General features: G+C 48.5%; 13 protein-coding genes. 7 read left to right on the forward strand and 6 right to left on the reverse strand.

Features of this window, described 5'->3' with window-relative positions; all coding sequences use genetic code 11:
• Nucleotides 1-19 precede the first annotated feature (19 nt).
• From BZG77_RS09175 to BZG77_RS09185, 3 genes are all read left to right on the forward strand, one after another.
• A complete protein-coding gene (locus BZG77_RS09175; RefSeq protein WP_077647014.1) occupies nucleotides 20-1,033 on the forward strand; it encodes an imelysin family protein in 1,014 nt (337 codons plus the stop codon).
• Entirely contained in the window at nucleotides 1,023-2,120 is a 1,098-nt protein-coding gene (locus BZG77_RS09180; protein WP_198532405.1) for a DUF1513 domain-containing protein, read from the forward strand. Before BZG77_RS09175 ends, BZG77_RS09180 begins: the two co-directional genes overlap by 11 nt.
• Nucleotides 2,121-2,269: 149 nt before the next feature.
• Nucleotides 2,270-4,030: a L,D-transpeptidase family protein gene (locus BZG77_RS09185; RefSeq protein ID WP_077647016.1), complete on the forward strand. Its 1,761-nt coding sequence runs from the start codon at nucleotides 2,270-2,272 to the stop codon at nucleotides 4,028-4,030.
• Between the two features lie 87 nt (nucleotides 4,031-4,117).
• Here the strand turns inward: BZG77_RS09185 and BZG77_RS09190 are convergent, their stop codons facing one another.
• A complete protein-coding gene (locus BZG77_RS09190; RefSeq protein WP_077647017.1) occupies nucleotides 4,118-5,866 on the reverse strand; it encodes a GNAT family N-acyltransferase in 1,749 nt (582 codons plus the stop codon).
• A 185-nt stretch (nucleotides 5,867-6,051) separates the two neighbouring features.
• Between BZG77_RS09190 and BZG77_RS09195 the strand changes: the two genes are divergently transcribed.
• On the forward strand, nucleotides 6,052-6,696 hold the full coding sequence (locus BZG77_RS09195) for an MBL fold metallo-hydrolase (RefSeq protein WP_077460613.1): 645 nt from the start codon (nucleotides 6,052-6,054) through the stop codon (nucleotides 6,694-6,696).
• A 98-nt stretch (nucleotides 6,697-6,794) separates the two neighbouring features.
• Here the strand turns inward: BZG77_RS09195 and BZG77_RS09200 are convergent, their stop codons facing one another.
• On the reverse strand, nucleotides 6,795-7,406 hold the full coding sequence (locus BZG77_RS09200; protein ID WP_241844138.1) for a DUF2982 domain-containing protein: 612 nt from the start codon (nucleotides 7,404-7,406) through the stop codon (nucleotides 6,795-6,797).
• A gap of 338 nt (nucleotides 7,407-7,744) precedes the next feature.
• Between BZG77_RS09200 and BZG77_RS09205 the strand changes: the two genes are divergently transcribed.
• Complete coding sequence (locus BZG77_RS09205; protein ID WP_077647018.1) at nucleotides 7,745-8,110, forward strand: MarR family transcriptional regulator; 366 nt, start codon at nucleotides 7,745-7,747, stop codon at nucleotides 8,108-8,110.
• Nucleotides 8,111-8,386: 276 nt separating this feature from the next.
• Nucleotides 8,387-8,821 carry a hypothetical protein gene (locus BZG77_RS09210; protein ID WP_077647019.1) on the forward strand — a complete coding sequence of 145 codons (435 nt, stop codon included), beginning with the start codon at nucleotides 8,387-8,389 and terminating at the stop codon, nucleotides 8,819-8,821.
• A gap of 8 nt (nucleotides 8,822-8,829) precedes the next feature.
• Here the strand turns inward: BZG77_RS09210 and BZG77_RS09215 are convergent, their stop codons facing one another.
• Nucleotides 8,830-9,237: a hypothetical protein gene (locus tag BZG77_RS09215; protein WP_131826148.1), complete on the reverse strand. Its 408-nt coding sequence runs from the start codon at nucleotides 9,235-9,237 to the stop codon at nucleotides 8,830-8,832.
• Between the two features lie 198 nt (nucleotides 9,238-9,435).
• On the opposite strand from BZG77_RS09215, the gene BZG77_RS09220 reads away from it, so the two are divergent.
• Nucleotides 9,436-10,053 carry a thiopurine S-methyltransferase gene (locus BZG77_RS09220; protein WP_077647021.1) on the forward strand — a complete coding sequence of 206 codons (618 nt, stop codon included), beginning with the start codon at nucleotides 9,436-9,438 and terminating at the stop codon, nucleotides 10,051-10,053.
• Nucleotides 10,054-10,096: 43 nt separating this feature from the next.
• Here BZG77_RS09220 and BZG77_RS09225 read toward each other — a convergent pair whose 3' ends face one another.
• The 3 genes from BZG77_RS09225 to BZG77_RS09235 all read right to left on the reverse strand — a co-directional run bounded on the left by BZG77_RS09225 (nucleotide 10,097) and on the right by BZG77_RS09235 (nucleotide 12,788).
• Complete coding sequence (locus BZG77_RS09225; RefSeq protein WP_174566346.1) at nucleotides 10,097-10,996, reverse strand: DMT family transporter; 900 nt, start codon at nucleotides 10,994-10,996, stop codon at nucleotides 10,097-10,099.
• Nucleotides 10,997-11,091: 95 nt separating this feature from the next.
• Complete coding sequence (cdd, locus tag BZG77_RS09230) at nucleotides 11,092-11,988, reverse strand: cytidine deaminase (RefSeq protein ID WP_077647022.1); 897 nt, start codon at nucleotides 11,986-11,988, stop codon at nucleotides 11,092-11,094.
• Between the two features lie 299 nt (nucleotides 11,989-12,287).
• Nucleotides 12,288-12,788: a hypothetical protein gene (locus tag BZG77_RS09235; protein WP_236719563.1), complete on the reverse strand. Its 501-nt coding sequence runs from the start codon at nucleotides 12,786-12,788 to the stop codon at nucleotides 12,288-12,290.
• Nucleotides 12,789-12,922: the final 134 nt, after the last annotated feature.

Consider the following 12,922-nt stretch of genomic DNA (forward strand, 5'->3'; position numbering starts at 1 on the left):
CATACTGGAGTCTTGTGGTATGCGTTTTCGATTTAATCCTATTGTGGCGCTTACGCTCAGCGCCACCGTGTTGCTCGGCGGATGTTTATCTCAAGCTGAGACAGAGCCTAATCATGGCCTTTGGCAACTACAACAACAAAGAAGCGAACAGTTTCTCTCTGCAACCAAGGCACTCGCGCAGACCACGCAATCGGTTTGCTCGCAGGGCACGGATGTGGATAAGGCGCGTCAAGCATGGAAGAAGGTTATGACCGCTTGGATGCCTTTACAAGGCGTAGAAAAGGGCACAGAGCAAGCCTTGGCACAAAGTTGGCGGATTCAGTTTTATCCTGACAAAAAGAATACCACGGGACGGAAAATGAATGCCTTGCTGGCCAGTGATACTAGCTGGACCGCGAATGCATTAGCGGATCAAAGTGTGGCCGTGCAAGGTGTCGGCGCGATGGAATGGTTGTTGTATGATCGCCAAGCGGATTTAACTTTGCCAAAACACTGCGAAGTGGCCATGGCCGTCAGTGGGCGTTTGCAGCAAAGTGCCACGGCATTAACCCAAGCGTGGCAGAAAAACCCGTGGTTAGGGATGCCACCTTCGATGGCCACGGCAGAAAAACTTGGCGCACTGACACATCAGCTCGATTATGTGCTTAAAAAGCTTGCCGGCCCTTTGGGAAAACCTGGCTTTCCTAACCCTTATCACGGAGAAGCCTGGCGATCGCGGCACTCTCTAACACTATTAAGCGAGAGCATTAAAGCGATGCAAGTTCAATATCACGCTGAAGGTGGTATCGAGCAAGCGCTACGCGAGCGAGGCAACCATCAGGTAGCCGATCGTGTTAGCGAGCATTGGCAACTCGCCTATGACAGTGTGCCCAAAGACGGTGAGCCGCTGTTTGATAGGCTCAACAGCGTACCGGGTTATCGTGACATGCTCACCGTCTATAACAATCTGGAATATCTAAAACTCATGTTGGGTGGCCAAGTCGCACAAGATTTAGGCATTGTTGTGGGGTTTAATGCAACCGATGGCGATTAGTCAGAAACGCCGCCGTTTACTCAAGGCGGCGCTAATGGGCGCGGCTTTACCCACCGTCGTAAATACACTAAGTGGTTGTCGTGGTAATACCGCAGCAGCGCGGTGTGAGTTACTGGGTTGTGCGCTGAGTCGTGATGGCTCTTTCGCGGTGGTTGGCGCTGATCCGTCTGGGCAACCCGTTTTTCGCCTACCATTGCCCGATCGGGGTCATGGTGTTGCCGCTCAGCGACGAGAGGTTGGAACGCTAGGGGTGGCATTTGCGCGCCGGCCTGGTGATTTTATGCAGGTATTTGACTACCAACGTGGAGTGACGTTGTCACGGGTAGGGGCCGCCTCCGATCGTTATTTTTATGGGCACGGTGCTATTTCTGATGATGGAAAATGGTTATATACCACCGAGGGTAAACGGCAAACCAGCGAAGGTGTGATCGGTGTTTACCAATTAACCACGCAGGGGCAGGTAAAAAAAGTGCGTGAGATAAGCGGCTTTGGCATTGGCCCTCATGAGTTAGCACTGGTGGATACTAACACGTTAGTCGTGGGTGTCGGCGGCATGCACACTGATGGGCGCACAGTGTTAAACATTGACGCTATGTCACCGGCATTGGTCTATATCGATATCGACAGTAGCAAAGTGGTCGAGCGCGCTGAGCTTGCAAATAAGAAGCTCAGTATTCGTCATTTAATGGTGTCAGATGAGGGTTATGTGGTGACAGGTCAGCAATACCATGGTGCTGATAACGCCCCCCTTGTGGCGATTCATCGCCGTGGTGAGCCGATGAAAATGCTTGATGCTTCACCAGAGCAGTGGTCGCGCTTTAATAATTATGTTGCCAGTATTGCTACCCTCAATGGTTGGATTGTCGCCACGTCGCCCCGTGGCAATTGCTATGGTATTTGGTCGTTAAATAGTGGCGAGTTACTTGGAYTGCATCCGCTGATAGATGCCTCTGGCGCYAGTCGCGATGGTGATGTGATTAACCTCAGTGCGGGTAGCGGTAAAATGGTGACGCTAAATAATGCACACCATCCGGATTATAAAATGACGCCAGTCCGATGGGATAATCACTGGATAACCTTAGTGTAATGAATACATGATAATGTTCTAAACGGCAGTCAATYTTGGCTGCCGYTTTTGTTTCAATACCTTGCGTTGTGATGAGAAAAAAAAGACGTTAATTTGGCTTCTTTGCAGTAAAACTTTGCCATAATCATAACAGGGATAAGGAGGGGCGTATGATGAGAAGGCACGATGCCTGGTTGGCTAACCTTCTGATAGTGTTTTGCTTTTTGGTAAAGCCAGTGATGGCCAATRACGCCAGTGAAACGGGTGGAGTACGGTTACTGACTGAACCGCAGATCTCGGGGCAAAGAGTGCCTGATGATCAAACTGTACCGGCAGATGTTCATCGCCAGCGAGCCTACCAATATGCGCGCGATTGGCTTGAGTCGGCGGCACCGGATGCGACCGTATTGGCCTATCCCCAAGCGCTGACTCAAGACTACCTGGATAATGGATTTTCGTTGATTTGGACACAAGATGCGGCGCGAGATGAGTTAGAAACGCAAGTAAATGTGATTTCACTGGCTGGCTTTAGTCCTGAATTTGAGTGGCGAGCATGGCAATTGCGGCAACTTCGTCAGCAACCCAGCGATGCGGCCTATGATATTTTTGCTACCGATACTGCCTATGCGCTGCTTCGCTATTTAAGTGTGATCCCCGATAAAGGAATGCAATGGTTTTTTGGCGCGTCTCATCGCACCCCCTTGCCAGCTCCCTCATCGCAAAGGCGTACTGCATTATTTAAGGCAGGACTTAACGGGTCACTGTCTCCGTTTTTGCGGCAGCGGCGTCCACAACACCCGCAATACGATGCCTTGGTAAAACAAATTGTTCGCTTGCAAGAGCAGGCGCAGTCGGTTTGGCCAACGATTCATGCCGAGAAYGTCATTTACCCGGACCAAGCGATTGCGACAACGTTAGCGCTTAACTTGGTGGATAATCTAGGGCTACAGGGGTTTTGGGGCAGCTCTGAGCGCTTGGAAGCGATAAATGGCGATACTGTACGCTACGGTGGTGACTTGCTTCGTGCAGTTGAACGCTTTCAGCAACAGCATGGTTTATCCATAGATGGTATTATCGGCCCAGCAACCGCGAAGTGGTTAAATTTGGACCCACAAGCACGGGTTCGGTTATTGGCACTTAATGCAGAACGGTTGCGGTTGTGGCCTAACGATAATCCCAATCGAATTGTGGTGAACATTCCCGATTATCGCATGCATGTATGGCATGACGATCAAAATGTATTCGAAAGTAAAGTGGTTGTTGGTCGACAATCAAGACGTACGCCGCTGTTTACGTCGCAACTTGATTCGGTAGTGCTGAACCCCAGCTGGAATGTGCCTCGTAGTATTGTGCAAAAAGATATCTTACCCAAACTGGCGGATGACCAGCAGTATTTGTCTCGCAATCAGTATCGCATTTTGCCTAACTGGCAAAGCAACATCGCTATCGACCCGAGTACGATTAATTGGCAAACCGTGAATGACGACGGCTTCCCTTATCGATTGCAACAGGCTCCGGGTCAAGGCAATGCATTAGGAAAGTACAAGTTTAACACTCCAAATAGAAACGCCATTTATTTACATGACACGCCGGCACAAAGCTTATTTAGTCGCTCGCGCCGCGCCTTTAGTTCTGGGTGTATTCGGGTGGAGCAGGCCGAGCAGTTGGCGGATTTGGTGCTGGATTTGTCCGGGAAACAGTTGTCTAACTACCAAGGGTATTTGGATAAAACACAAACTAAGTGGGTGTCGTTGCAAACGCGCCTTTCCGTGCAAATCATTTACCAAACAGCATGGGTCACTGAAGACGGCAAGCTCGCGTTTCGCGATGATATATATGCCTATGATAGCCATGCCGATCGTCAAATCACCACTCAGGAGCCGAGCTACTTAACCCAGCAACGTGATATATCCTCATCACGGTCACAATAGTCTCAATCACGCTCACATGAGTCTGACAGTCATAGCCCCGCGCCATCAAGACAGAGAGCGCGGGGCTTTGTTTGTTCACAGCGACGCTTATTCACCACAAKTGGAGGTTGGGGGAGTGGTTAGATGTGGCGCAATATAGCGTTGGTAGCGCTTGGGTTTTAAACGCTTGAGGTCGACTAAAACCAGTCCATCAATGCAGTCGGCGAAATCAGGATCAACGCCAAAGTCTAAGAATTGTACGCCGCCAAGTTCACATAGCTCACTGTACTGCTTATAAAGCGTTGGGATCCCGACGCCAAGGTGATCGAGTAACATTTTCAGCTTTTTCAGATCGCGCGCATAGTCGTTGCCACAAAAGTGGTCGAGCAACTCACTTTGTTTACTTTCGGCGAGTTGATACGGTCGTTTCGAGCGCGCACAGCTTTTATCGCCACGAAAGTAGGTGCGATAAAAGAAGATCAGTAGCTCTTTAGCGGGTTGTGGCATCGCGTTGCTGATAGTGACAGGCCCGAATAAATAACGGTACTGTGGGCGATTAGCGAGTAGGGCGCCAATGCCTAACCATAAATAATCCAGGCTTCGTTTTCCCCAATATTTGGGCTGAACAAAACTACGGCCTAGCTCTAATCCTTGGTCAAGAAAAGGCTGCATCCCTTGTTCATAATCGAACAAGCTTGCGCTATAGATCCCTCCAAGCCCTTGATGAGCCAGAGTGGCTTGGGTATCACATAAGCGGTATGCACCGACGATATCGAGCTCAATCGGATCCCACAAGACCAAATGCCAATAGTATTGGTCGTATTTATCAAGATCACGCCGCTGTCCGGTGCCTTCCCCAACAGCGCGGAACGCGACTTCAMGTAAACGGCCTATTTCGCGCATMACCGGCGAGTCGGCTTGATAGTCGAGTAAATAAATGAGTTTACCATCGGGTGTCTGTCCGAGTTGCTCGCCGAGTGCGATTGCATGCTTGAGCGCCAGTCGTGGCTCCGGTGAGGCAATCGCAGTTTCGGTGGGAARCAAGCCTTGCTTACGCTTGGCGATCCGGTAGAGGTGTTTACGAAAGAGTTTAACCCGTGTTTTTACCGGAAGGTTCGCGCTGGCACTGTAACTGTGGTGTGGGATCATTTCGCCCACGGTGAAGGCGATGGTGTTGTTCTCTTGTCGAAACATCTCTTCAACCAGTAACAAAGTCGACAAAGGTTTATAGACCATTGACGCACCATAAAAACGGGCAGAATTTCGCCCGTCGACATGAATCGGCAAAATAGGGGCGTTTGATTTACTCGCCATACGTAAAAAGCCAGAGTGCCAAACACCGTCTCGAATTCCTGTTGGTGCGACGCGCGAAACCTCACCGGCTGGAAAGATAATCAAAGCGCCATCACGCTCTAGCCACTGTGTGATTTGTTGTAGATTTTGTTTAGGCGTTCGGCCACCCATATTGTTGACTGGCAATAGACAACTGTGAAGTGGGCCGACTTGCATGAGTAGTTCATTGGCAATAACTTTAACGTCTGGACGCACTGAGCGTACGAGTTTAAGCAGCGCCAGGCCATCCAGTGATCCGATTGGATGATTGGCGATAATCACCACACGTCCAGATTCCGGGATCCGCTCTTTTTCTCTATCGCTGACCCGATAGCTAAAGTTAAAATAATCCAGCACCTGTTCAACAAACTCGAATCCTTGTAGATGCGGGTAGCGTTCAGCAAACGCCTGAAACTCCTGCTCATGAAGTAAACGCTTTAGCGTTTTACTGACSGGGCGCRTGAGCCAACCGCGCTGTTCTAACCGGGGATAATGCGACGATAATACTTTATCAATATCTAACATAAGCAGCCCTGCATACAATAAAGCGTACCTGAAAGGTATCCAGATATCCTTTTCTCAGCCTAGAGCGAGAAGGTGACATCTCCTTGGCAGCACAGTTGCAAACTGATGACAGCATGGCATAGTGAGGCCCGTATTTACGTCGTTATCGGCGGCTACCGCACTTATACAAAAGGAAGGTTAACTGTATGGCGTTGCATTATGAGATTGTGCCGGTCACGGCATTTCAACAAAACTGCTCGATTATTTGGTGCGACCAAACTCAAGACGCTGCGATCGTCGACCCAGGTGGTGACGTGGCTAAAATTCGCCAAGTGATTCATTCTCTCAATGTCACCGTAACGAAAATTCTTCTTACTCACGGCCATTTAGATCACGTGGGTGGCACAGTAGAATTGGCTAACGCGCTTGATATTCCGGTGATTGGTCCGCATAAAGAAGACGCATTTTGGTTACAAGCCTTACCGGCACAGGCTCAAATGTTTGGTTTTGCCCACGCCGAGCCGTTCGAGCCGGATCAGTGGTTAGTGCAAGGTGATACGGTCACCGTCGGTAAGCATACCTTGTCGGTCTTATTTACCCCTGGACATACGCCTGGACACATTGTCTTTGTGGATGAAGAAAGCCGTACCGCATGGGTAGGCGATGTGTTATTTAACGGTGGTATTGGCCGTACCGACTTTCCAAAAGGCGATCACGCGACCTTGATTGACGCCATCAAGAACACGCTGCTTCCGGTGGGAGATGATGTGACTTTTATTCCCGGCCACGGACCCACCTCRACGCTGGGCCATGAGCGTAAAACYAATCCTTTTCTTACCGGTGCTTTCTAAYSCTTSTCACTARACTGGCTTGTACTCAGAGTACGGGCCAGCTTGTTTGTTTAGAGMCTGTTTGTTTTGTTTAGAAGAGCCTATTTGTCCCAAGACCATTATTGCGTACTGGCAGCAGCCAGATAGCGTCTTGTCACCCCGATAAAGTCTTCTAGGGRGCGATCGAGTAAGTCTTCGCTGATAAAAATRTCATAACCTAACAATTCGCGCATATATCGCATACGATTGGCCAGCATCGCCATCAGACCTTTATAAAGCACACCATTGGCACCACGATATGGGGTGTCATCAAACATCATATCTTCCAATGGCTTACTGGGTTTGCTCCCCGCGCGACGGTAAGCTGTAATCAGTAATGCTCTTTGAGTCATGATGATATGAGTCACCATTCTCAAGCTAATACCATCTAATAATGCATCATAGTGTTTGATTTTAATCCCCATCCAAGGCAGTGGCTCGCCAAGGCCTTGCGGATAGATTTGAGGGATCCCTATCGTGTCAATATGGCGCCATTTGAGTGCCCAACCGCCACGAAARCTGTGATGCTGTATATGCATAAATGAGAGCGAAAACGACAGTTGTACGCGCTGCAGAAGTTTATGYATGGCATATAAAATTGCGCCGATAGCGATCAGGCCGATAATGCCTTGYCCAAGTGACAAGGAGGGTTGGATTAAAAAAAAGCATACCAATGCAAATGCGACAACCATTGCGATTAGCATGCTCCATCGYGCCGCTTCAAATTGGGGCGGGTAGATTTTTATTGTCTTGAGTGCATYCATAATCTTCCATTCCACGCCATAGATAAAGCGGCGAGTACAAGCGTTTAGCCACGATTTACCTTKTAACTGTACGATGAAAGTGTCTGATTAGTTTGCCTAAAAAACACCGAATAGGTAAACATTTGTCGCTGAATGTCACGAACTTTGCACCGACTAAAGGACGCTTACCTACAAAAGTGAGCTGAAATTTGGTATAACACGCGCTTTGTTTTTCACCCGCTGCTTTCAGCGAGCCTGAACGTAGTGCGTCGGAGTAGGATGATTGAATGAAAATTTCTCACAAACGTAAAGTACAAGGTAAACTCAACAAGCGTGTTAAGGTATCGTCGCCAGCGCGTCAACGTCCCGTAAAAGCGAAACCCGCGGTAGCGGCTAAACCGGCGGTAGACTCTGTAGCAAAAGCGCCCGTTGTGGATACCGTTTCGTCATTCACCCCTAAGCAGCAGCAAGTATTGGACATTGTTAAAGCCAACCCTGAAGGGATCAACCCGAAAGGCATTGGTCTGGCTGCAGGACAAGAAGACAGTAAAGCCGCTTCTTGGGCGACAGGTGCGTTGAAAAAATTGACCGAAGAGGGCGCAGTCGAGCGTGTTCAAATGGCCGCCAACAAGGTGATTTACAAAGCATCTTGATCAGTGTTTGCTCATCCGCTTAAGTCGTATGATTTGTCTTTGTACTTAAGCGGGTGTTCGATAATACCGCCTATCAGTTACTTCATTTTACACATGCTAAGAAAATCGGTTTCTTTTCAACTATTTGTTTTCTTTGTGTTAAAAAAGCTTTTCGAAATAATCGTGTTACGTGTATAAAGCATGATCGAGTGCAAAATACTGTATAATCTTCCAGACATCTTTTTAAAACTGCTTATAGTGGGTGTATCCGCTTAGGTTTTAGTCTGGAGGTAAGCCATGGATGCGCTGTCAACCCAGCTGAAAATACCCACAGAGGTTGTTTTCGATTACACGCATTTTTTGTGTGAAAGCCAGCAGTCCAATTGGACTTTTTTCGATATTTTTCGAAGCTTGTTGCCCATGTTTAATACTGTGCTTGAGTATCAAGCGGGTGGCGATCAATCACCACTAACCGCTCAAGAGCGCCTACAGCAAGACGCCGCGCGTGTGATGTCAGTGCGTCATACCGATACATCCAATTTGGTTCAACTGGCCGGTTTGGCTCGTGCGCAAGGGATTAAAGAACTCACTGTATTGATGCCTTATGCTTTAGAGTATCGGCAAATGGAGTCGATAAGCCACCAAACAGGCGCACAGCTTGAATACAGTAATGAAAACCGCGAGTGGGTTAGATTTACTTTCATCTCTGACGCGGATACTTGCCTGCACTGAAGCGCGTACTAATGACGTTGTGCCAATGTTGGATCGACGCGTGCAATCCACTGCTGATTGTGTTCGTAACAGGTTAAACGTGKCAATGTGGGTGTAAACGCAATGATCGCACATGACGTATSTGCGGCCATTGCGGCGTCAATCAGTGCTTCATCGTCAAACCCATGCCGACGATAAATCATCCTGACCTGATTGGTATTAATTCCCCAATGATTAAGCTGCTCGGCGTTCAATGAGCGGGGTGGATTAATGATCGTGATCCACTTTTGCTGTCGTGCTTTGAATGCTAACGCCTGTAACATCGATAGCCAATGGGCATTGATGGGTGTCTGTGCGTTCAACGCAGAGGAATAATAGCTTCCGTCACGCATCTGTACTGACGTTTGCGTCGTTGCTTGATTTGACTCATTAGACATCGCGTACATAAAGCAYYTGTATATATGATCATTACTGTATGTATAAACAGTACTTGTTTGTGGACTGCCTCGCAAGTTACTCGTTGACTAATTTGTGATCAAGATCGTGAACAATTTCCACCCGTTTTTAAGCAATTGCTAATGAGATTGATTTAATAACTTGCTAAACTGGCCGCTTTTCATCTTCTCGGAGAAACCATGGAGCAAGAATTTTGGCATCAGCGTTGGGCTGAAAATCAAATAGGGTTTCATCGGGACAGTGTGCACCCAATGCTTATGCGTTACTGGTCAACACTTTGTCCAATGCCCGATGAGACAGTACTGGTGCCTTTGTGTGGCAAATCCATCGATTTAAACTGGCTTGCGGAAAAACACGAACATGTGATTGGTGTAGAACTGAGTGATATCGCGGTACGGGCCTTTTTTTCAGAAAACCTGTATACCCCGCAAGTTCACCGTGCRCCGTCGGGTCATACACATTATTGTTTCGATGAGTTGGAGTTGATCAGTGGTGACTTTTTTACTGCACGTTTGAGCCCGACTTCGCTGATCTACGATCGTGCCGCTTTGGTGGCGATGCCACCGTCGATGCGGGATCAGTATGTGCATCGTGTGCGTGATCTTTTAGCGCCGGGAGGCCGCCTATTACTGATCACCTYGTTTTATCCGCAGGCCGATGATAATCCGCCGTTTTCCATCGATACGTCAATAGTGGAAGAGGCGTTTTCAGGGCTCGATATTAGGTTGTTAGAGACGCAAACCGAGCCAGAGGGTGACCGAGGTGAGCAAGTCTGGTTGATAAAAGCCAACGCTTAGTGCTCGGTTTGGTAGAGCCATGCTCGGATAGCGCCGTTTTGCGCTAGACGGTTTTGACTCGAGGTTGATTAGACTGTCGTGATTCCCAGTGGGTAATAAAGAAAACGGCTGCGATAATAATTCCTGCGCCGAGCCATAGCCGGCCAGGTGGAACCCAGCTGAATACCAGCCAACCAAAGAGGACGTTCAGCGGCAGTTTAGCGTGATCAAACGGCTGAACAAACGAGGCATCTGACGCGGCATAAGCTTTGGCTATTGCCCACTGTGCGAGTGCGGTGAGCATTCCAGCACCGAACAGCATCCACCATGCCATTGCAGATGACGGCAGTGTCCAGTCAGGCACGGCCAAGAGTAGATTAAATGGGGTGATCAACAAAAGGAGGTAAACGACCATCGTGGTCGGTGGATCGTAGGCTGATAACCGTTTCACCATTAATGAATAGGTCGCCCAAAAGAAAGCGGCGCCTATCGGCAGTAACGTTGCCCATGTAAAACCATTTGACCAAGGTTCTAGGATAATCATCGCGCCACAAAAACCCGCAAGTGTGGCCAAGCTACGTGCAATACCAACCCGTTCACGAAGAAATAGCCCCGATCCTATGGTTGCAAACAGCGGTGATGTCATTAGTAGGGCTATGCCTTGCCAAATGGGAACCGGATAAGCGAGCGCCCATAGCCAAAGTTGGATCCCAATAACAGAAATAAACACCCGCAAACAATGTTGCCCAAGGTGCTGGGTTTTTAAAGATTGACGAATCCCCAGTTGCTTTAACCAGGGGATCATGGCCACTAAGGCAATGGCATATTGAATAAAAGCAACGGTCGTCGAAGGCAAGCCCAACTTGAAGCTAACATATTGAGAAAGGCTGTTGACTAATGCGAAGCATAAGCCTGCAGTGAGCATCCAGGCCGCGCCTTGGAGGGGATGATGAACTTGTTTCATTACCGTGACAATCCGAAAAAAGACGTACGGATAGTAGCGCAAATTAGGCCTCAGAGCGATCAGAAATCCCCGCTGAGGCCAAGCGTATCATGTGGTTAAGTTGAAAGGGTCGAATAGACGAAAGGAATATCAGGATCCATCGCGTCCAATGTGGCTTGGGTATCGGTCAGATGGCTCACCGTACTGTTTGTCATCTCGGCCAGCGCCACCGACCGAATGTCGTCCCAGTGATAGCCGGCCATATTGGTCGCAATGAGCGCCACTTGAAGCGGGGGTAAACTCGGGTTAAACGCTGCATTTTCGGCATACATCCCAGAGAAAACCGCCCCATCAGATGTTTCAACGGCCACGCCGCTGTAGTTACCCGAATACGGTGCATGACTTCGGTTCGCTGCATCGGCGGCAGCTTTGAGTAGTGGAATATCAATATCGTCTGTGGGTAACKGGTGTGGCGCGTCAGTTAATAAACGTGATTCAACCCCTAAATCGGCAGGACCAAAGGAATCAGGTAAATACGCATGWAACGGTTTGGGATCCGTTTTTGGTAGCTGAATGGTGAGTGACTCTGCACCGTTTAGCTCATTCATAAACTGACGACAATGACCACATGGGCTGTAGTTGATCGTGATATCGGTTAAGCGAGTTGCCCCTTTGGTCCACGCATGGGCAATCGCGCATTGCTCGGCGTGAATGGTTTGGCCTAGTTGCACCCCTGTGAACTCAATATTGGCTCCCAAGTATAGGGTGCCATCTTCGCCACGAACGATGGCGCCAACGTTAAACGTTGATATCGGAGTCACCGCATAAGCCGCCGCTATTGGCAATAGAGTAAGACGCAATGCGGCGCCAGATAGGCCACTTTCGGCTTCCATTTGCGCCACTTGCTCTGGTGAAAATGTCGCATCAAAGTGTGTGTCAGTTATCCAATCAGAGACAACGCGTTGTAATGCGTCGGGCAATTGTGTCAGTGCATCGGTTAGTGCAGTTCGCATAGCATCACTTCTTAGTCATTAACGGAGGCTCAGTGTAGGGAAGCACTCCTGATAATTRTGTGATTAAAGTCACGCATAATGTGCAACCCTAATTTCGTTGCTGAAAGTTAGAGTGACATCAATGTTTTTTTCGCCTTCTATTTTTGCCAACGCCAACGCCAACGCCAACGCCAASGTCACCTCACCGGAGCCACGATCATTAGAGATAAGACAAGGTCAGACAAAACATCAACGATCTGAGCTCACAACGCGAATAGTGTGAGCTCGAAAGTACTCGGATTTCGCGCGTCGACGAACAGCTACTGCGTTAATAACGCAGTAATGCCAATAATGAGGCTTGCGGTCGCAATCAACACAATAAGCGGTTTTGTAATGCTAAAAGAGGGATCCCCTAATGCCGGTGATTGCGTTGCCGGAGGTGGKGTGAGATCAGGTTGATTTTCCGCCGGTGTGGTTGGCCGTTGCGCAAAGGTTTGTTGGGGTAAAGCAACACGAAAACCAAACTCGCCAACCACGTCAAAGGGCAAGCACTTTTTACCGTTGCGGTAAGACTTAGCCATGAGCGAAGTGACCACACTTTGGTGTTGTGCAAAAGAACTGTCGGGTAATGCGACTTGTTTAAACAAGGTGCGACTTGACAACACCTCGCCTGCGTAATAACAAAGCATTTCGAGCATTCGTGATTCTTCATACGACAAAACCGTGATTGCCTGATCCGTCCAATACAGTGTGCGACTCTCTGGCTCAAAATCTACTTCAGGAAAACGGTAACAGCGTGTATTTACTTTTGTTGTCATCATCAAGCCCACTCCAAACGACAGCTTTTATAAAAGTGTGGACTCAAATCACAGAACTGCAACTCGTTAGCATGTCTTTTTTGGGTCTAGTTATGCAGGCATGATGTTGAATTTTATGATTTTATAAGGAATAACAA

The organism is Salinivibrio sp. IB643 (assembly GCF_001996105.1).
Taxonomy (GTDB): domain Bacteria; phylum Pseudomonadota; class Gammaproteobacteria; order Enterobacterales; family Vibrionaceae; genus Salinivibrio; species Salinivibrio costicola.

Bases quoted from the DNA above. Each gene is read 5' to 3' on its own strand.
- BZG77_RS09175 (WP_077647014.1), top strand. From the start codon at position 20: ATGCGTTTTCGATTTAATCCTATTGTGGCGCTTACGCTCAGCGCCACC.
- BZG77_RS09205 (WP_077647018.1), top strand. From the start codon at position 7,745: ATGAAAATTTCTCACAAACGTAAAGTACAAGGTAAACTCAACAAGCGT.
- BZG77_RS09210 (WP_077647019.1), top strand. From the start codon at position 8,387: ATGGATGCGCTGTCAACCCAGCTGAAAATACCCACAGAGGTTGTTTTC.
- BZG77_RS09225 (WP_174566346.1), bottom strand. From the start codon at position 10,996: ATGAAACAAGTTCATCATCCCCTCCAAGGCGCGGCCTGGATGCTCACT.